Source organism: Streptomyces cadmiisoli (assembly GCF_003261055.1).
In the GTDB taxonomy this organism is placed as follows: domain Bacteria; phylum Actinomycetota; class Actinomycetes; order Streptomycetales; family Streptomycetaceae; genus Streptomyces; species Streptomyces cadmiisoli.
In genome coordinates, this window is record NZ_CP030073.1 from 757,383 (window position 1) to 776,625 (window position 19,243).

At 69.1% G+C, this 19,243-nt stretch carries 17 protein-coding genes; 4 read left to right on the forward strand and 13 right to left on the reverse strand.

The window, feature by feature from the left end; all coding sequences use genetic code 11:
• Positions 1 to 69: 69 nt before the first annotated feature.
• The 6 genes from DN051_RS03165 to DN051_RS03185 all read right to left on the reverse strand — a co-directional run bounded on the left by DN051_RS03165 (position 70) and on the right by DN051_RS03185 (position 4,417).
• Entirely contained in the window at positions 70 to 1,056 is a 987-nt protein-coding gene (locus DN051_RS03165; RefSeq protein WP_112437913.1) for an aldo/keto reductase, read from the reverse strand.
• Positions 1,057 to 1,480: 424 nt separating this feature from the next.
• Complete coding sequence (locus tag DN051_RS46345) at positions 1,481 to 1,627, reverse strand: hypothetical protein (RefSeq protein WP_246040891.1); 147 nt, start codon at positions 1,625 to 1,627, stop codon at positions 1,481 to 1,483.
• Between the two features lie 114 nt (positions 1,628 to 1,741).
• Positions 1,742 to 1,939, reverse strand: a complete 198-nt coding sequence (locus tag DN051_RS46350; RefSeq protein ID WP_246040892.1) for a hypothetical protein — start codon at positions 1,937 to 1,939, stop codon at positions 1,742 to 1,744.
• Positions 1,940 to 1,996: 57 nt separating this feature from the next.
• On the reverse strand, positions 1,997 to 2,554 hold the full coding sequence (locus DN051_RS03175) for a hypothetical protein (protein WP_112437914.1): 558 nt from the start codon (positions 2,552 to 2,554) through the stop codon (positions 1,997 to 1,999).
• A gap of 398 nt (positions 2,555 to 2,952) precedes the next feature.
• A complete protein-coding gene (locus DN051_RS03180) occupies positions 2,953 to 3,966 on the reverse strand; it encodes an endonuclease/exonuclease/phosphatase family protein (RefSeq protein WP_112437915.1) in 1,014 nt (337 codons plus the stop codon).
• Positions 3,953 to 4,417: a M15 family metallopeptidase gene (locus DN051_RS03185; protein WP_246040894.1), complete on the reverse strand. Its 465-nt coding sequence runs from the start codon at positions 4,415 to 4,417 to the stop codon at positions 3,953 to 3,955. The genes DN051_RS03180 and DN051_RS03185 overlap by 14 nt, the downstream gene beginning before the upstream one ends.
• A 475-nt stretch (positions 4,418 to 4,892) precedes the next feature.
• Here DN051_RS03185 and DN051_RS03190 point away from each other — a divergent pair, with 475 nt between their 5' ends.
• Together DN051_RS03190 and DN051_RS03195 are read left to right on the forward strand one after the other, a co-directional pair.
• A complete protein-coding gene (locus tag DN051_RS03190) occupies positions 4,893 to 5,570 on the forward strand; it encodes a response regulator transcription factor (RefSeq protein ID WP_112437917.1) in 678 nt (225 codons plus the stop codon).
• Positions 5,567 to 6,745: a sensor histidine kinase gene (locus DN051_RS03195; RefSeq protein WP_246040896.1), complete on the forward strand. Its 1,179-nt coding sequence runs from the start codon at positions 5,567 to 5,569 to the stop codon at positions 6,743 to 6,745. Before DN051_RS03190 ends, DN051_RS03195 begins: the two co-directional genes overlap by 4 nt.
• A 56-nt stretch (positions 6,746 to 6,801) precedes the next feature.
• Here DN051_RS03195 and DN051_RS03200 read toward each other — a convergent pair whose 3' ends face one another.
• The 6 genes from DN051_RS03200 to DN051_RS03230 all read right to left on the reverse strand — a co-directional run bounded on the left by DN051_RS03200 (position 6,802) and on the right by DN051_RS03230 (position 14,866).
• Positions 6,802 to 8,124 (reverse strand): PP2C family protein-serine/threonine phosphatase, encoded by a 1,323-nt coding sequence (locus DN051_RS03200; protein ID WP_112437919.1) that lies wholly within the window; start codon positions 8,122 to 8,124, stop codon positions 6,802 to 6,804.
• Between the two features lie 498 nt (positions 8,125 to 8,622).
• Complete coding sequence (gene phoU, locus DN051_RS03210) at positions 8,623 to 9,279, reverse strand: phosphate signaling complex protein PhoU (protein ID WP_112437921.1); 657 nt, start codon at positions 9,277 to 9,279, stop codon at positions 8,623 to 8,625.
• A 346-nt stretch (positions 9,280 to 9,625) separates the two neighbouring features.
• Positions 9,626 to 11,593 carry a glycoside hydrolase family 127 protein gene (locus DN051_RS03215; RefSeq protein WP_199314866.1) on the reverse strand — a complete coding sequence of 656 codons (1,968 nt, stop codon included), beginning with the start codon at positions 11,591 to 11,593 and terminating at the stop codon, positions 9,626 to 9,628.
• A gap of 78 nt (positions 11,594 to 11,671) precedes the next feature.
• Positions 11,672 to 12,493 carry a carbohydrate ABC transporter permease gene (locus DN051_RS03220; protein ID WP_112437922.1) on the reverse strand — a complete coding sequence of 274 codons (822 nt, stop codon included), beginning with the start codon at positions 12,491 to 12,493 and terminating at the stop codon, positions 11,672 to 11,674.
• A 14-nt stretch (positions 12,494 to 12,507) separates the two neighbouring features.
• The gene (locus DN051_RS03225) at positions 12,508 to 13,467 is read right to left on the reverse strand and encodes a carbohydrate ABC transporter permease (protein ID WP_053756834.1); all 960 of its coding nucleotides are present in this window, start codon (positions 13,465 to 13,467) and stop codon (positions 12,508 to 12,510) included.
• A 79-nt stretch (positions 13,468 to 13,546) separates the two neighbouring features.
• Positions 13,547 to 14,866, reverse strand: coding sequence for an ABC transporter substrate-binding protein (locus DN051_RS03230; protein WP_112437923.1), 1,320 nt, complete (start codon positions 14,864 to 14,866; stop codon positions 13,547 to 13,549).
• Positions 14,867 to 15,089: 223 nt separating this feature from the next.
• Here DN051_RS03230 and DN051_RS03235 point away from each other — a divergent pair, with 223 nt between their 5' ends.
• Positions 15,090 to 16,118, forward strand: a complete 1,029-nt coding sequence (locus tag DN051_RS03235; protein ID WP_053756836.1) for a LacI family DNA-binding transcriptional regulator — start codon at positions 15,090 to 15,092, stop codon at positions 16,116 to 16,118.
• Positions 16,119 to 16,196: 78 nt separating this feature from the next.
• Here the strand turns inward: DN051_RS03235 and DN051_RS03240 are convergent, their stop codons facing one another.
• Positions 16,197 to 16,631 (reverse strand): VOC family protein, encoded by a 435-nt coding sequence (locus DN051_RS03240; protein WP_053756837.1) that lies wholly within the window; start codon positions 16,629 to 16,631, stop codon positions 16,197 to 16,199.
• A gap of 505 nt (positions 16,632 to 17,136) precedes the next feature.
• Between DN051_RS03240 and DN051_RS03245 the strand changes: the two genes are divergently transcribed.
• A complete protein-coding gene (locus DN051_RS03245; protein ID WP_246040898.1) occupies positions 17,137 to 19,092 on the forward strand; it encodes a glycosyltransferase family 2 protein in 1,956 nt (651 codons plus the stop codon).
• Positions 19,093 to 19,243: the final 151 nt, after the last annotated feature.

Here is a 19,243-nt window from a genome sequence, read left to right on the forward strand (position 1 = left end):
CGATCTCATGGATGGGTCTGAGTGACAGTCCCCGTCAAAATCCACAAGCCATGAATGCCGGTCCCGGCATCAGCGGTCGGTGGAGGCGAGTTGCTGCGGCGTGTATCGTGCGCCACTGACCGTGTCCGGCCGAATGACACTCTCCAACGACGAGAGTTCCTCCGCCGTCAATTCGATGTCGGCCGCCGCAGCGTTCTCCGCGAGGAATCCACGTCGCTTGGTTCCCGGGATGGGAACCGCACCCTGCGCCGCCACCCACGCCAGTGCCACCTGAGCAGGCGTTGCTCCCCGCTGTTCCGCGATCCCCCGCACATGGTCGACCAGGACCAGGTTGGCCTCGATGTTCTCGGGCGAGAACCGGGGCAGCCCTCGTCGGGAATCGTCGGGATCCAGGTCGTCCACGCTGCGGATGGAGCCCGAGAGGAAGCCTCGCCCCATCGGCGAGTAGGCCACGAGACCGATCCCCAGTTCATCCATGGTCGCCTTCGTCCCGTTGTCCAGCAGATCACGGCTGAACAGCGACATCTCCGACTGCACCGCGGTCAGCGGATGTACCGCGTGGGCGCGCCGGATCGTTGCCGCGGAGACCTCCGACAGGCCGATGTACCGTACCTTCCCCGCCTCGACCAGCTCCGCCATGCCCCCGATCGTCTCCTCGATGGGGGTGTTCGGGTCCACCCGATGCATGTAGTAGAGGTCGATCACGTCGGTGTTCAACCGTCGCAGCGATCGTTCCACGGCCCGGCGTATGTGAGCCGGTCTGCCGTCCAGCGGGCCGGGCTGCCCGTCGTCCGAGAAGTCGAGGCCGAACTTCGTCGCCAGATGAATTTCGTCCCGGCGATGACCGAGTGCGCGGCCGAGGAGCCGTTCGTTCTCGAACGGGCCGTAGGATTCCGCCGTGTCGAAGAAGTTGATGCCGAGGTCCACCGCATGATTGAGCGTGGCAATGGACTCACTGTCATCGCGGCGCGACCCGTACTCCCCGCTCATCCCCATCGCGCCGAATCCCTGCGCGGAAACTCCCAGTCCCTGACTTCCCAGTTCGACTGTCTTCACCGCTGTCGTCGTCTCCCGCCTGCGCGATATCGCACGGTGCTACTGATCTCTCGGCCCGGACGCGGGGTCGCGGCTTTCCCCACCACGCGTCTTCAGCCTGAATCTGTGCGCTGTTGGCAGGGGGTCCACGACCGGCCCGCCCATGCACATGAAACTCTACACAACGTTTCGAACCAAAACACTTAATGGTGGATCCGAACAGTGTGACTCGGCTGCGAGTACGGCATCCGAGCGGTGCGCAACAAGGGGAAGGATCGCCCGGCAGCGACCAGCGGGCTCGATACCCGCCCGGTCGGCAGGGGCGGCAGCCGTGGCGGACAGCTCACGTCGCCACGGCCGGCCCAGCGGTCAACTGTGTTCTGGGAGCGGCATCTTTCACCACTCGCACAGGCACTTCACCGTCTCTCGAGTTCGTGTGAGGTCCTCAGGCTGACAGCAGGCGGTTGAAGAACGACCGGTACTTCCGCAGGGCCCTGCGCAGGTCTTCGGTGTTCGCCTCCTCACCGCGGTTCCACTGCCCCTCCAGGTCCTTCTTGTGCTCGGCGAACGTTGCCGCCATCGTCTGCATCACGTCCGCGACCAGTGTGTCCGCAGCTCGGACGGCTTCACGAGGGTCGTCGACGAACTCGTTCTGGATCTCATGCCAGCGGGCGTGGAAGTTCTCCTCGTCCTCCGACGGCAGGAGTTACACCTCTTCCTCCGCCATCGGCATGGCCTCGTCCCGAGCGGGAGGTGCCGTGGATTCACCGGCCGGTTCGGTGGCTTCGCCGGGAAAGGCGGGGGACCCCGTCCGGCCTTCGTCTTCGATGCTGCCGCGGGGGGTGGCGAGGTCCTCGGTGGACAGGCCGCTCCCGCCGGATCCTGAAGTGTGCTCGCGTCGCATCTCTCCTCCGCTCATCGTGTGTGTCCGGTCGGAAGTTCCGATGTCCGTCCGACGTGGTCACGCTCGGGCGTGCCGGGCCTGGCCACCATCTGAAAGCAGTTCCTCGAACAGCACGCGGTAGTGCACCATGGCACCCCTCAGCTGCTCCGTGGTCGCCTTGTGCGTCCTGCTGAGCTGGTTGACCTCATGAGCCGCGCGATAGTGCTCGAGCGTACGGCCGTGCTCGACGGAGAGGTCCTTGAGGCGCTGTGACACACCCTCGGTGGGGTAGCCGCGCTCACGCATCAGTGAGGTCACCAGGATGTCGGCGTCCTGCACGGCGTCCTCGGGGCGGTCCACGAACTCTCCCTGGACGCTCCGCCAGTCCTCGGCATACCGCTCCCGGACGCCGGTGGACAGCGGCCGGATGTCCAGCTCGTCGTGGCGCTTCTGGCGGGCCTCGAGGTCACGCTCCGCCGCGCGCCGACTGCCGGTGTCCTCGACCGCACGCTCGTACTCAGGGCCGAACCGTTCACGCAGGCGCTGCCGCCGCATGACGAAGAGGCCTGCCACGGCAAGCACCGCAACCACGATGACGATGGGAAGGATGATCGCTAGGAGGGTCTCTGTTGACATCGGACCGACCTCCTCACAGGCGCCGAATCTGCTTCAAGCTGTGTCCGCACGATGCGGAGATGCCGTCCCGAGCAGGCCTGTCACCGCACCGGCGACGACTTCCGGCAGTGGTTCGTTCCGTCTCCGGATCCGGAATGGCTACACACACCGGACTCCCCACCACTCAAAAGAACAAACATCGCATTTCAGGCTGCGGCTCACCATGGCCGGCTGCGCCGTGCGCATGACACGCAGGTTCTCCGAACGCTGTCACAACCGCGGCCAGGGGCGGGGGTTGACCGTCACAGCAACGGTCGTGACCCACGGCCGCCACTCGGCGAGTTGCTCCCCGGTGGGTGGCGTCTCGCGAACGAACGCATTCGCCGCGCACCGCAGAAGGCTCAAGGGCCCTGCGCCTGTTACGCCTTCAGCTTGGCGGCGACCGGCCGGTGGTCGCTGCCGGTGGCGGGGAGGGTCCAGGCGTCGGTGGGGGTGACGCCCCGGGTGAGGATGTGGTCGATACGGGCGACCGGGAACGCGGCGGGCCAGCTGAACCCGAAGCCCCTGCCGGCTTCGTCCTGGACGGACGTGAGCCGGGAGTTGAGCGGGGCCAGGGCCCGGTCGGTGGTGGCACCGTTGAGATCGCCCATCAGCAGGACCTTCTGCTGCCGTTCCTGGCCAACCGCGTGATCGAGTGCGGTCAGGACGTGGTCGCGCCGTGCGGTGGCGAAACCGGAGACGCCGACGCGAACGGAGGGCAGGTGCACCACATAGACCGCGAGCGGGCCCTTCGGGCCCTGGACGCGGGCGCGCAGGGAACGGCTCCAGCCGGGGTCGATGGTGACGCGCTCCGAAGCGGTGACGGGGTAGCGGCTCCACAGGGCAACGGTGCCGACGCGGACCGAGTACGTGAGCCGATGGTCCAGCACCTTCCGGTAGACGGGCAGCGTGTCGTCGGTGATCTCTTCCAGGGCCACCAGATCGGGGTCGGCGGCGAGCAGCGTGCGGGCGGTTCCCACAGGGTCGGCGTTGGCAGCGCCTACGTTGTGGGTGACGACCGTCAGATTCGCCCCGGCGTCCGACTGCCGGCCGAGAAGCAGTGGCCCGAACATCGCAGCCCATGTGGCACCGAGAAGGAGGACGGCGACTCCGGCCGGCACCGACCTGCGGAGGAAAGCGGCCGACAGCAGCACAGGTACGGCCAAGCCCGTCCAGGGCAGCAGGGTTTCGAGCAGGCTGCCGAGACGGCCGACCGAATTGGGCACCAGCGAGTGACAGGTCAGCACGATCCAAGCCACAAGCGCGAGGACGGTCGGCACCCGGTCTCTGTGCCGTCCCCGACCACGCCAAGCGGATGTACGGCCCGGCTGGTCGGGTGCCGGCTCAGGGTGAGGTGATCGCTGCCCGGCCCCGTGCGGGTCAGCCGGCGGCATTGTTCCGGGGCGTGGGACAGGTGCCGCCGGGGCTGGTCAGCAACTCGAAGTGCCACAACTCGTTGGCGTATGCCTGGCACAGGCCGTACGCGGAGCCGAAGCGGATGAGCCAGTCGTCGGCGTCGGTGGGGCCGATGTCCACCGCTTCCCCGGACACATGAGTCGACTTCTCCGGGGTGTTCACGAATTCCCGCGCCTTCTCCAGACTCCCGTACTTCTCGATGCCTTCCTCCAGCAGCCGCTGCTGATGTTCCTTGCTGCGCCATCCCGACGTGACCACGAACGCGACGCCGTCTTCGCGGGCATCACGGGCCGCTTCCTGCACCGCCTTCAGCAGACGCCTTTCCAGACGGCTGACGGCCGGGTGCCAGGTGTCGAAAGGGGTGATGTCACGGTCGGCCGGCAGGGCACCGTCGTCGTCCGCCTCGGGAGGGACGGCCGTGGGCGCCACGCCACCGTCCGGCGAATGCGCTGTTGGCGCGGTTGCCCGCGCGGCAGGTTCGCTCCAGGTCGTCACGACCCATGTGGCCGACAGCACCAGCACGGCGAACGCGCAGATTCCCGCCACCAGTGAGCCGCGGGATCGGCGCGCAGCCGTGACTGAGGGGCTCGCCCCGTGGTCGTTGTACATCGTGGCCTCCAGGCGTCTGCGACGGAGCGGCGGGTTCCGCTCGGTGCTGCCTGGAGTCAAGGACCGGCCGCGTTTCCGGGCCGTCTCGATTTCCCGATACGTTTTCGATACGCCCGAACCGCTCGAATGGACAGGGCCGGACACGGCGCCGGCCGCCGGTCCGGCGCACGGCGGGAAGGTCGGCGGGGGCGTTCCGCAGCACGGAGATCACTCTTCGTGATCGCCGCTCGTCGAGCCGTACGCTGGACCGTCAGCCGAATATCGGCTGGTTTGCGACAAGAGCGGGAGAGGCCGTATGCGCGTGCTGATTGTCGAGGACGAGCTGTATCTCGCCGAGGCGGTGCAGGCCGGTCTGAGGCTCGAAGCCATCGCTTCCGACATCGCCGGGGACGGCGACACCGCCTTGGAGCGCCTCGACGTGAACGAGTACGACGTCGTCGTCCTCGACCGCGACATCCCCGGCACGCACGGCGACGACGTGTGCCGGACCATCGTGGAGCGCCGCCTCGGCTGCCGCGTGCTGATGCTGACGGCGGCGGGCCTGCTCAACGAGAAGGTCACCGGGTTCGAGATCGGCGCCGACGACTACCTGACCAAGCCTTTCGACCTCAAGGAGCTGGTCGTACGGCTCCGGTCGCTGGCCCGCCGGCCCAAGGACAGCACTCCCCCTGTCATCGAGTACGCCGGAATCCGGCTGGACCCGTTCCGTCGTGAAGTCTTCCGCGACGGGAAATACGTGGCGCTCACCAGGAAGCAGTTCGCCGTCCTGGAAGTCCTCATGACGGCCCGGGGCGGGGTCGTCAGCGCGGAGACGCTGCTGGAGCGTGCCTGGGACGAGAACGTCGACCCGTTCACCAACGCGGTCCGCATCACCATGTCCACGCTCCGCAAACGGCTGGGCGAGCCGTGGTCGATCCACACCGTGCCCGGCGTCGGATACCGGCTCGCCGAACCGGCGGAGCACAGCCGGTGAACCCGCGATCAGGACGCCACCCGGCCGCCGTCTCGGCACCGGCGGCGGACGACCCGGCACGCCCCCTTCGGCCCCGGCGGCTGACCGCCCGCATGAAGCTCACCCTCACGTACGCCCTGTTCGTCGTCGTCGCGGGCGCCTTCACCCTGGCTGTCATCTACCTGGCCATGCGCTTCGTACCCAACTACCCCCTGACCGCCGCGAACCCACGGGACGAAGGCGGCGCCCCCTCCCGGCAGGAGATCCTGGAGACCCTGCTCGAAGCCTCCGGCATCACCCTGCTCCTGCTGGCGCTCGTCGGGGTGGGCGGCGGATGGTTCATCGCGGGCCGCGTCCTGCGCCCCTTGCAGGACATCACCCGAGCGGCCAGGCGGGCTGCCGACGGCTCCCTGGACCACCGTGTCGGACTCACCGGTCCGCGCGACGAGTTCACGGACCTCTCCGACACCTTCGACACCATGCTCGCCCGACTGCAGCGGTCCTTCGACGCGCAGCAACGCTTCGCCGCGAACGCCTCGCACGAGCTGCGCACCCCGCTCGCCATCAACCGCACCATGCTCGACGTCGCCACCGCCGACCCCGACGGCCAGGACTACCCCCGACTCGTGGCCCGGCTGCGTGAGACGAACCAGCGCGGTATCGAGGTCACAGACGCCCTGCTGCAACTCTCGGTCCTCGAGAACACGCCGCCCACCACCCAGCCGCTCGATCTGGCGGACACCGGAAGCGAAGCCCTCGACCTCGTCCGCGAGGAGGCCGGGACCCGGGATGTCACCCTGTTCACCGACATCCGCCCCGCCCCGGCGACCGGCGACGTCGTACTGCTCCGGCAGCTCACCCTGAACCTGCTCCACAACGCCCTGAGGCACAACCTGCCCACCGGCGGATCGCTCACCCTGACCACCGGCGTCGATCCGGCACACCCCGGGCGCGCCGTCCTGACCGTCAGCAACACCGGACCCCTCCTGCCCGATACGGTCGACCACCTGACCGAACCGTTCCTGCGTGGCAGCGGGCGCCTGGCCGAGAAGGATCCCGTACGCCGCGGGCACGGCCTCGGTCTGGCCATCGTCGCCGGCATCGTCCGGGCCCACCACGGCGATCTGCTGCTGACACCCGACCCCGGCGGCGGACTCACCGTCCGTGTGTCACTCCCGGCGGGTGTGCCGGCTTAGCGGCTGATCTCGGAGGAGACCGGCTCCGCCTTCGGATCGTCCGGCGACGAACGGGTTCATCGGGCAGGCGGGAGACGAACGGCCAGGAGGGCGATGTCGTCGTTGCTGCCGCCCGCGAGCCCGGCGAGCAGTTCGTCGCAGAAGGTGGACAGCGGTTCTCGGGCCAGGGCGGCGGCGTGTTCACGCAGCCGGGCCAGGCCGCGGTCGATGTCTTCGCCGGGGCGCTCGATCAGACCGTCGGTGTAGAGGAGCAACGTGGAGGCCGGCGGCAAGGTGTGGATCCTGCTGGGACGGGGGGTGTGCGGGTCGATGCCGAGCAGAACGCCGTTGTGCGTGTCCAGATAGCAGGTGTCGCCGTCGTGCGCCACGAGCAGTGGGGGCGGATGCCCGGCGTTGGCGATGTCGAGTTGCCAGCGGCCCTGCGGGGCGGGCTGGGGAACGGGTTGCAGGTGCGCGTAGATACAGGTCGCGGTGTGTCCGCCGTAGAGGGTGTGGGCGATGGCGTCCAGGCGGCGCAGGATGTCGCCGGGCGGTTCGAGCCGGTCGCAGACGAGAGCGCGGAGCATGTTGCGCAGTTGCCCCATGGTGACCGCGGCCGACAGGTCGTGACCGGTCACATCTCCGATGATCAGCGCTGTCGCGCCGTCCGGGAGCGGGAAACAGTCGTACCAGTCCCCGCCCACCTCCACCGCGGCACGAGCGGGCACATACCGAGCGGCGACGCTCAACGGAGTCACATCGGGCAACACCGGCAGCAGGGAGCGCTGGAGGTGTTCGGCGGTGCTCTGCACCGAGGTGTACAGACGGCTGTTGTCGACGGCCAGGGCGGTGCGGTGGGCCAGGTCTTCCACCAGCGCGAGGTCGTTCTCGGTGAGGGCCAGGGCCTCGCCGGTGCGCGCCAGCGTCAGGGCCCCGAGGACCTGCCGCCGGGCCCGCAGCGGCGCGATCACCGCTGAGCGGGCACCCAGACGGGAGAACAGCGCGACCTGCTCCGTATGGAGGGCGCTGTCGTCGACCATCGAGGTCATCGCGGACGGATCGACCAGCAGCGGGCCCGCACCGCGGAGTACCCGCGCCAGCGGATCGGCCGACGTCTCCGGTACGGGTGGGAGCTGCCCCTCCAGATGAGAGGTGGGCAGCCGCTCCCAGTGCGCCACCACCACCCGGCGGGGACGCCGGTGCTCATCGAGCAGATCCGCCGCGCACCAGTCGCCCAGCTGCGGCAGGAGGACCTGGCACAGCCGCCGCAGAGCCAGCGTGCCGTCCAGGGTGCTCGACAGGGCATCGGTGGCCTCGGCCAGCAGGGCGAGGCGCTGCAAGGCCGCCTGCAACACGCCGTCGACGTCGCTCCCGCCGTCGACATGCTCCTCATCCACCATCCGCTCATCGTCACACGCGACACGTGACGGATCGCGGCGACACAGGCTGCCTCAGGCAGCCCGGCACGATGATCGCGGCGCCTCGCATCGGGGGCCGGCCGTCCAGCTCACCGAGCTCGGCACGGGCCGCGGCCGAGGACGACAAGAGCATCAGAGGCGGGCTTCCGCAGCCATCCTGCGGTGATCATCCGCGATCTGTACGGCCAGCGACTCGGGCACCCTGCCGCTGTCCAGCCCGCATGTGCACCGCACCACCGCGCACCCGGTCGGGTCGTGCTCGACCCACCCACCCCGGTGAGTCCTGTCCCGGACAACGGCATGCACGACGGTCGTGTGTTCCACCATTCGCCCAGGCTGAGGGCCGAAACCCGGCCCTGCCAACCCCACGGCCGCCAATCGAGTCGGCACACGTCGTTCCCCGCGGGCTGTCACGCGGTGCGCCGGACGTGGAGCCCGTCGGGCGGACGCCCTCGCAGCCGTCACGACGCCGATGCGTCATCAGGTCGGCATGTCGGGGGTCAGCTCGCCTGTGACCAGGTAGACCACGCGCTGCGCCATCGACACCGCGTGATCGGCGAACCGCTCGTAGTACCGGCCGACGAGCGTGACGTCCACGGCCGTCTCCACCCCGTGCTGCCACCGGTCGTCCATCAGATGCTGGAAGATCACCCGGTGCAGTTCGTCCATCCGGTCGTCGTCCTTCTCCAACTGCAGCGCCGCGTCGACGTCCTCCGTCACGACCACTTCGGCGGCCTGCGCCATCAGGCGCTGCGCCAGTTGGCCCATCTCCAGCACGGTGCGGCGCAGGTCACGCGGCACGGGGCGTGCGGGGTAGCGCATCCGGGCCAGCTTGGCCACGTGCTGAGCCAGCACCCCGCAGCGTTCCAGGTCCGCGCTCATCCGCAGGGACGTGACCACGACCCGTAGATCCCTGGCGACAGGCTGCTGCCGCGCCAGCACCGCGACCGCCCGGTTCTCGAGGTCGCGCTGGAGGTCGTCCAGCTTCTCACCGGTGGCGATGACACTCTCGGCCAGCCCCAGATCCGCATCCAGCAGAGCCGTCGTCGCCAGGCCCATGGACGAACCGACGAGATTCGCCAGCTCCACCAGGCCGTCCCTGATCTCGTCCAGCTCCCCGTGATAGGCCTCCCGCATAGCGTCCTCACCGCCCGTTCGTGCACTTGTCGGCCGTCCCCCGAATGCCAGGCTCGCACAGAACCCCGCGGGGCAGGCGTCGAGGCGATACGGCTGGCTGATCCGAGGCGGGGACCCGGCCACAAGCGTCCGAAAGCGCTCCGGGCATGCGCACTGGGCAGAGGGCCGTCCGTACACCGGCCGGGCCCTCCGGCCGGCCGCGGTCGCCGGCGTCGGCATCAAGCACACGGATGTCACGTCTCGCTTCCCGATGCACTCACCGTCGGCGATCGCGTTCCCGGCCGCCCGCCGTGCGGGATGTGCCGGCTGCCGTCCCGGCCGGGTCGATGGCGATGACGCGCCGCTGCTACCCCGCTGGGGGGCTGACCGGCGGCTCGGTCGTGGGCAGCCACACGCGCATCGTCGAGGGCCCGCGGTTCGCCCAGGAGTGGTAGGGGACCAAGGTGATGCCGGTGCGCTCCGCCGTGGTGGGGGTGGCGGGCTCGTCCGGGCCGTCCGTGGGCGGCTCGGTCGGCCCGTCGAGCGGACGGTAGGGCCATGGAGTGTCCCGCGCCTGGTCAGATGTGATGAGCTCGCCCTGTACGACGACGGTGCCCTGCGGTCCGTCCACCGGCTCTGCGGACCGGTCCACTCGCACCGCGTCCACCTCGTGCCCTGTCGGCAGGTCCACCGACTCCGCGCAGTGGACGAGGGGGCCCCGCTGGACGGCCAGGGTGCCGCGGATCGCGTCGACGCGCGGATCGGGTGCGATCCAGCGGGGGGTCACAGGCAGTTCGAGACGGATCTCGTCCCCGGGCCGGAAACGTCGCGTGACCTCGGCGGTGCCCGGGGCGACGGCCCGGCGTGTGCCGTCCGGCTCGGTCAGCCATGCCGTGGTGCCCTCGGTCCACGCGGGGACCCGCAGTGACAGGGTCCAAGAGTGACCGGGTGAGCTGCTGATGCCTACGGTCACACGTCCGCCCGAGGGGTAGTCCGTACGGACCTGGAGCGCGACGCCCTGGGTGGCGATGTCCATGTCGGTGTACTGGTGCAGTTGGATGCCGTGGTCGTCCGTCGTCGCCAGGTACGCGGGGAGCACGGCCAGGGTTCGGGCCACGTTCGTCGGGCAGCAGGACACCGCGAACCACGGTGCGCGCAGGCTCGATTCGGCGCGTGGGCTGTCGGTGCCGGCGGGCGGTACGGTGCCCCGACGGCGCCGGTGGAGGGTGTTGGCGTAGAAGAAGGAGCGGCCGTCCTCGGACGGTGAGGCGGCGACCACGTTGAACAGGGTCCGTTCGGCGAGGTCGGCGAAGCGCGGCTCGCCGGTGGCCAGCAGGAGGCGCCAGCAGAGCATGACGGAGGCGACACCGGCGCAGGTCTCGGAGTAGGCGCGGTCGGGCGGCAGGACGAAGTCGTCGCCGAAGGCCTCGTCGCGGTGGTGGGAGCCCATGCCGCCGGTGAGGTAGGTGCGGCGGGCGACGGTCGCCTCCCACTGCCGGACGACGGCGGCCAGCAGGTCGTCGTCGCCGGTCTCCACCGCCACGTCGACGGCGCCGGCCGCGAGGTAGAGGGCGCGGACGGCGTGGCCGCGCAGGATCGTGGCCTCCCGCACGGGCATGTCGTCCTGGTAGTAGGCGCGACCGAACTCGGGGTCGGCGAGAGTGCCGCGGCCCCGGCGGTCCACGAAGAGGGCGGCCTGGCCGAGGTAGCGCTGCTCCCCCGTCGCCCGGGCCAGCTCCACCAGGGCGGTCTCGATCTGCGGGTGTCCGCAGACGCCCTCGATGCCGCCCGGCCCGAAGGTGGCGCAGACGTGGTCGGCGGCCCGGCGGGCGATCTTGGCGAGCGCGCCTTCGCCCCGCGCCCGTGTCTGGGCGACGCCGGCCTGGATCATGTGGCCGTAGCAGTACAGTTCGTGGCCCCATTCGAGGTCGCCGTAGCGGGGGCCCTGACCGGGCCGGCCGAAGGCGGTGTTGAGGTAGCCGTCCGGTTCCTGCACGGGGGCGATCGCGTCGGTGATGGTGTCGAGTGCTGCACCGGCGTCGGGGCCGCGCTCCCAGGCCATGGCTTCGAGGAGCTTGTAGACGTCGGAGTCGGCGAACTCGCGGCCACGCCGGTCCTTTGGGAGGCGGCCCTCGGCGGCGGCCCGGAAGTTGCCGATCCAGCCGACGCGTTCCATCCAGTCGTGGCAGTGGCCGAGGGTGGCGGTCGTGTTGATGTGGCGGCGCCGGGCCCAGAAGCCGGAGGTGATCGTGACCTCGTCCAGGCCCAGGGGGCGCAGCCGTCCCCGGGTCGGCGCCACGGGCAGGACGGTCGACGGCTGTGTGTTGTCCTTCACGCGTTCATGCCTTCGGTAGGTCCTTCCGGTTGTCCGTCAGGTGGTGGGGGTGCCGCGGAATTCAGCCTTGATCGGTATTCAGCCCTTGAGCGCGCCCGACATGAAGCCGCGTACGTAGTGCCGTTGCAGCAGCAGGAAGACCAGCAGGCAGGGGACGGCGAGGACGACCACACCGGCTTCGGTCGCCCCGTAGTCGACGGCTCCCATGCTCTGCTGCCGCAGGTTGGCGACGGCCAGCGGCAACGGCGCCTTCTCGCTGTCGGAGATGAGGATCAGGGGTGCGATGAAGTCGTTCCAGGCGGCGAGGAAGGCGAACAGTCCCACGGTGATCAGCCCGGGGCGTACCGCTGGGAGGAGGACGCGGCGCAGCGCGCCGGCCGTGCCGCAGCCGTCGACGAGCGCGGACTCCTCCAGTTCGCGTGGTACCGCCTCGAAGGAGATCCGCATCATGAAGGTGGCGAACGGCAGTTGGAACACGGCCAGGACGAGGCTCAGTCCCACCAGCGAGTTCTGGAGGTGGATCCTGTCGAGCAGCACATAGAGCGGGATGAGGAGCGTGGCGTAGGGGACCATCAGGATGGCCAGGGTGAGCAGGAACAGCGCGTTCCTGCCGGGGAAGTCGAAGCGGGCGAAGGCGTAGCCGCCGAGCAGCGACACGCCGAGGGTGACCGCGACGGTGAGCGCCGAGACGGCGGTGCTGTTGAGGAGGTAGCGCCACAGTCCGGCGTCGTAGTCGAGCAGGGTGCGATAGTTGCCGAGTCCGTAGCCGGACTGCTGGGCGGTGCCGGGCTGGGGGCTGACCGAGGCCCAGGTGTTCCACAGCAGCGGGAAGAGGAAGAGGACGGCCAGTCCTCCGGCGACGATGTAGTGGGGTGTGCGGCCGAGGGCACGGTTGAGCACGGCCGGGTCCCTCCTCATGACTCGTCGGCGCGGCGCAGGCCACGGAACTGCAGGACGTTGAGCAGGAGCAGCGCGCCGAGCACGATGATCGACAGGGCCGCCGCGGTGCCGAGGTCCAGCCGCTGGAACGCCTCGCGGTAGATCAACTGCACGATCGTGACCGTGCTGTTGTCGGGTCCCCCCTTGGTGAGGATGAAGAACTGGTCGAAGGCCAGCAGCGAGCCCGTGACGCAGAGCAGCAGGGACAGGGCGAGGGAGGGGCGCAGCAGCGGAAGGGTGATGGAGCGGAAGATCTGCCCTCGGCTCGCGCCGTCCGTCCGGGCCGCCTCGTACACCTCGTGGGGGATGCGCTGGAGACCCACGAGGAGGATGAGCATGTAGAAGCCGGCGAACTTCCAGACGACCAGGAACACGGTCGACAGCAGGGCGGAGGTCGGCGAGCCCAGGAACGAGACGGGGTCGTCGACGAGTCCCAGGCTTTCCAGGATCCGGCTGAGGGGGCCGGTCGTGGGGCTGTAGAGGCCCCAGAACAGCAGGGAGGCGGAGGCCAGTCCGACGGCCCCGGGCAGGAAGTAGACCGTGCGGAAGAAGCCCGCGGCGGGGCGGGATTCCTGGACGAGCAGGGCGAGCAGGAGCGCCAGGCCGAGGAGTACGACCGTGACGAGCACGGTGTAGAGGAGCGTGAAGCGGATCGCGGGCCAGAACAGAGGGCTGTCGGTGACGTCGGTGTAGTTCTCAGGGGCGTTGCCGCCCCGGTCGCCCGCGAGCAGGGGCCAGTCGCTGAGCGACATCTGTCCGACGAGCAGGAGCGGCAACAGGAAGAAGACGGCCACGAACACGGCCGTGGGGGCGGCGTACGCGAGGCCCTGGGCGGTGCGGGACCTCCACAGGGGCGTGGTCGGTCGGGGGCGGACGGGGTGCTCCGGCCGGGCAGGTGACGCATGGGTCGCCCGGCCGGGCGCCTTGACCTGCATGGCTCTCCTCTGCCGATGGACGTGGGAGGTGGCGTGCCGGGTTGAGCTTCTGCCGGCGGGCCGGGTGCAGCGGTACCGGTCAGTCGCCCAGGGAGGCCGTGACCGCATCGTTGTCCTTCGCCACGGACGATCCGTCGCCGAACACCGCGTCGCGCATCAGGGCCAGCCAGGGCCCGTTGGGATCGTTGAAGGTCTGGCCGAACTTCAACGCGTAGGGGGTCCGGCCGTGCGCGACGAGTTCGTTGATCGTCACCAGCCGCGGGTCCGCCTCGGAGTGCTTGTTGGAGGCCAGATCGGTGCGTGCCACGACATCTTTGTTGGCGGCGACCACGTCCACCTGCGCCTCGTCGTCGAGGGACCAGGCGAGGAAGTTCCAGGCCTGGTCGGCGGACTTGCTGGTGGCGGAGATACCGACGGCGTCGCCGCCGACGAACGTGGACTTGCCGCCGTCGGGTCCCGGGATGGGGGCGACCCCGAGGTCGAGGTCCTCGGGCATCAGGCCGAGGGTGGTCGACGGCATGGGCATCACGCCGACCTTGCCCTTGGGGAACACGCCGGTCCAGGTCGCGCCCGTCTCGTCGCGGGCACCGGGCGCCACGATGTCGTCCTGGACCCATCCGCGGTAGGTGTCGTAGACCTTCCGCGCGGTGTCGGAGGCGAGGTCGGCCTCGGTGCCCTCCTCGTTCAGCACGTCCTCGTCGGCGGCCCAGATGGACGGCCACCAGGTGAAGACACCGCAGCCGCCGCAGTTGCCGCCGAAGAACGTGCCGCTGACGTCGCCGCCCAGCGCGTCCACGGCGCGTGCCTGCTCGTCCCACTCGGCGAGCGTGGTCGGCGGCTTCTCCGGGTCGAGCTTCGCCTCGCGGTACAGGTCCTTGTTGTAGAAGAGGACCGAGAGGTCGAGGGTGTGCGGCACGACGTACTTCTTGCCCTCGTACGTACCGGCCTTGATGTGCGACTGGGCGAGGGAGTCGGCGAACGGCAGGGCGTCGACACGGTCGGTGAGGTCGGAGAAGAGGCCGCTGGAGGTGTAGTTCGGCACGAACACCACGTCCGAGGCGAACAGGTCGGGCAGATCGCCGGAGCCGGCCGCTGCGCCCACCTTGGCCTGGTAGTCGTCGGTGGGGATGACGGTCAGTTCGATCTCGTTGTCGTGGTTCGCGTTGTACGCCTTGACCAGCGCCTCGCTCTGCGGGCGGGTCGCGGCCCGGGTCCACATCGTCAGCTTCGTGCCGTCGTCGACGCCCTTCGCGTTCGCCGCGCCGCCTCCTCCGTTCCCGCCGCCCGAGCCACCGTCCCCCGATCCGCAGGCAGTGATCAGGCCCACGGCGGCCAGGAGCGCGACGGCGCCGGTGGCGATCCGGTGTACGGGCCTGCGTGGTCCGGTCGTGCTCCCCATGGCGACTCCCCCTCTGTGATCGGCTTCCACAACGATGTGCGCCGAGGCAGAAACAGCCCGAAAAGGCTTTCAGAAAGCTAGGACGGGCCTGATGCCCCGTCAATCCCTGCGGAGCACACTGGTACAGCCCTCCGCCGAAACCTGCGGAAACTGCCAGGACACCTCGTCGCCGAAAGTTCTCGCGTACGGTTTACGCACGCGGCGTGAGACAGGAGAACACCCCATGGCACAGGCCACCGGCCCCTCTCGTTCGTATCCCGCCACGCTCAGCGACGTCGCCCGGCTCGCGGGAGTCTCCGTCGCCACCGCGTCCAAGGCCCTCAACGGCCGCAGCCAGGTGCGCGCGGAGACCAGGCAGCGAGTGATCGACGCAGCCGAGCGGCTGTCGTTCCGGCCCAACCAGTTGGCCCGCGGTCTGCTCGCCGGGCGTACGGGCACCGTCGGCCTGCTCACCAGTGATCTGGAGGGCCGGTTCAGCATTCCGATCCTCATGGGCGCCGAGGACGCGTTCGGCGCCGGCGAGGTCGCCGTGTTCCTCTGCGACGCCCGCGGAGACGCGATCCGCGAGCAGCACCATGTGCGCGCGCTGCTCGGAAGGCGCGTCGACGGACTCATCGTGGTGGGCAGCCGGACCGACCCGCGTCCGTCCCTCGGCCGTGAACTGCCCGTCCCCGTCGTCTACGCGTACGCCCCGTCGCAGGACCCGGCCGATGTGTCGATCGTTCCGGACAACGTCGGCGCCGGACGGATCGCCGTGGAGCATCTGCTCGCCTGCGGCCGCACCCGGATCGCGCACATCACCGGAGACCCCGGATACCTCGCGGCACGCGACCGGGCCGAAGGCGCGCTGGCCGCGCTTGCCGATGCCGGCCTGTCGCCGGTCGGCGAGCCGCGCTTCGGGGCGTGGTCGGAGGGGTGGGGGCGAGCGGCCACCGCGCTCCTGCTCGACCGGCATCCGGATGTGGACGCGGTGCTGTGCGGCAGCGATCAGATCGCGCGCGGCGTCATGGAGGTCCTGCGTGAGCGCGGACATCGCGTCCCGGAGGACGTGGCGGTCATGGGCTTCGACAACTGGCAGGTCCTGACGTCCGGTGCACGGCCGCCGCTGACCAGCGTCGACATGAACTTCGAACAGGTCGGGCGCGCCGCCGCGCACGCCCTGTTCGGCGCGATCGACGGCGGCCGCCGAGCGGGGGTCGAGGCCCTGCCCTGCCGGGTGGTGATCAGGGGGTCGACGGCGGCGCTGTCCTGAGCCGCCGTCGGGCGGCTCGACGTCAGTGTGCAGGTCCGGTCGTTCCCCTGAGGGACCAACCGCCGTCTCGGAGGACGCTCAGTCGAGACAGAACTCGTTGCCCTCGATGTCCTGCATCACGATGCACGACTCGTTGTCCTCATCGGCAGTCAGCAGTCGCACGCGTACCGCACCGAGCGCGACCAGTCGAGTGCATTCGGCTTCGAGCGTGGCCAGGCGCTCCTCACCCACGAGTCCGGTGCCGACGCGCACATCGAGATGCACCCGATTCTTGACGACCTTGCCCTCCGGAACGCGCTGAAAGTACAGCCGCGGGCCCACACCTGAGGGATCACTGCACGCGAACCATGAACCCCGCTCCTCAGCCGGCAGTGAGCGATTGAAATCGTCCCAAGTGGCGAACCCTTCCGGTGGCTGCGGTACGACATAACCCAACACCTCGCACCAAAAACGAGCGACGCGCTCAGGCTCTGCGCAGTCGAAAGTGACTTGGAACTGCTTCACCGATGACATCGGCCCACCGTAGCAGGGAAGCTCTGTTACGCACTTTCCGGTTGCCGCACAAGAACCGCCGCCGACGACCCCTCACCGTCGCCACGCCCGCGTCCCCGCCGGGCCGTCGACCACCCTGGACAACAGCCAATCAAACCGGACAGTCCGCCAGAATTCATGGGTTTGGGAAGCGGACAGCAATCACCGATCAGGGAATCAATCCCACTTCTCACACCGCATCGAAGCGGAGTATGGCACCTCACCTGAACCAGGCAAATCAACCAACGGTCGCCGCCACCAACGGACCTGACGAACCCGCCCTTCACCTCAGATTCACTGCGCAGTCGTGAGCGGTTCATGCTAGCTTTGCAACCCCTCCGGCACCCTTCCGCAGGTATGTGAATTTCTCCCAACGGCCTTGTCGCCACTACAAGAGATGCTCCGGCAGGGAGGGGCCCCGCATTTCCGGGAGAGCATGACGATGACCGGCCCGACCGTTTCGGTAATCATCGCCGCGTACAATGCGATGCCTTATCTGACGCGCTGCGTTTCATCAGCCGCCGAGCAAAGCATCGGCCGGGACGCGTTGGAAATCATCGTGGTGAACGACGGCTCGACCGACGGCACCGCCGCCGAACTCAAGCGTCTGGCCGATGAGTACCCGGGGCTGCTGCGCCTCTTCGACCAGCCGAACTCGGGTGGACCGTCGGTACCGCGCAACGTCGGGCTCGATCACGCCCGTGGCCGCTTCGTCTTCTTCCTGGACGCCGACGACCACCTCGGGCCCGAAGCCCTGGAACGCATGGTCGCCATGGCAGAGGAGAACGACACCGACATCGTTGTCGGCAAGATGGTGGGCGTCGGCGGCCGTAAGGCACCCACCTCGATGTTCCGCCACAACCAGCCGAAGACCGACGTCTTCTCGTCCCGCGTGTACTGGACGCTCAACCCGATGAAACTGTTCCGTCGGGACTTGCTGGAGCGGCACGAACTGCGCTTCCCCACCGACCTTTCCATCGGCGAGGACCAGCTGTTCGTGGGCGCCGCCTACCTCCACGCCGCCGGTGTCTCCGTACTGGCCGACTACGACTGCCTGTTCTGGATGCTGCGCGAGGACGAGAGCAACATCACCGTGCAGTCCGGAGGCTCCGAACCCCGCCTGCGATACCTGCCACGCGTGGTCGACATGATTCTCGAGAACGTCCCACCCGGCCCTGGACGCGACCACCTGGCCCACCGGCACCTGACCGTCCCGGTGCAGAAGTTCCTCCACAATCAACTGGTCCGCGAGGACCCCGCCACCCAGCAGAAGACGCTGCGGCGACTCGCCGAGATCATCGAACCGCTGTGGCACGACGGGATGAACGAGCGCCTCTCCGCGCTGGCCCGGCTGCGCCTCCACCTGGTGCGCCACCGCAGGCTCGACGAACTCCTCGAATTCATCACCTTCGAGGAGACGCTCGCGGACAGCAGTGTGGCCACGCCGGTCCTCGTCGAGGACGGTCGGGCACTGGCCCGCTACCCGTTCCTCCGCGACCCCGCACTCGCCGTCCCCGACATCTGCTACGACGTCACCGCCCAGCTCGGCACCCGCCACCAGGTGACCCGAGCGGAGCTGTACGGCACAACCCTGCACCTGGCCGGCCATGCCTACATCCACCGGGTGGAGACCGACGACGTCACCACCGAACTCGTGCTGCGCGAACGCGACCGGGGGACGGAGTACCGGCTTCCCGTGGACCACACGGCGACGCCCGGGCTCGGCGCCGAAGAGGACGAGGGCCACTACACGTACGAGCATGCCGGTTTCGAGGCAAGCGTCGACATCACCACGGCCGCCGACGGCGAGCCACTGGACGACGGGCTGTGGGACATCTCCCTCGCGATCGGCGCACAAGGCCTGTCCCGAGAGGTCCGCATCGGCAGCAAGCGGGCCACCACCGTCTCGGGAAAGCCCACGACACATGTCGTCGACGTGACCGGAGACCTGCGGGCCATCACGCTCTACACGACCAAGCCGCACGGCAACCTCACCCTCGACCTCGGCGAGAACAAGCACACGGTGCCGGCACACCTGAGCCTGACCGGGGCCCGTTGGGCCAAGGACGCACCGAGCGAACTGGAATTCACCGGACGGTGCACACTGTCCGCGTTCCCGGACTCCACCCTGACCATCGCCCTCGACCACGGCCAGGGCGGCACCGGGCCCACCTTCCCCGTCAGTCACCTCTCGGCAGACGGGACCTTCTCGATACGGATCCCGGTCACCAGCCTCCCCGCCGGCGTGTGGCAGGGCGAGCTTCGTCTCGGTCGGTGGGCGCTGCCCCTCCCGGCCCGGCCCAGGCAAGCGGCTCCCGCCAAGTGGCGCCGCCACGGCCTGCCCTGGTACGCGAAGCCCACGACCACCGGCAACGACCACTTCGCACTGCACGTCGCACGGACCGATGTCGTACGAGCCCTGATCCGACGTTTCAAGCGTTGAGGGTCAGATATTCGCCGTCAGCTCACGAGCGGCTGCGTTCCTGCATGTCACGCAGCGCTCGCCTTCGCCTCACGAGTGTCCTGCATCGTGTTGGCATGCCTGACGGGGAGGGTTGGGCGTCAAAGGACTGATGACGTCGACTTCTTCACAA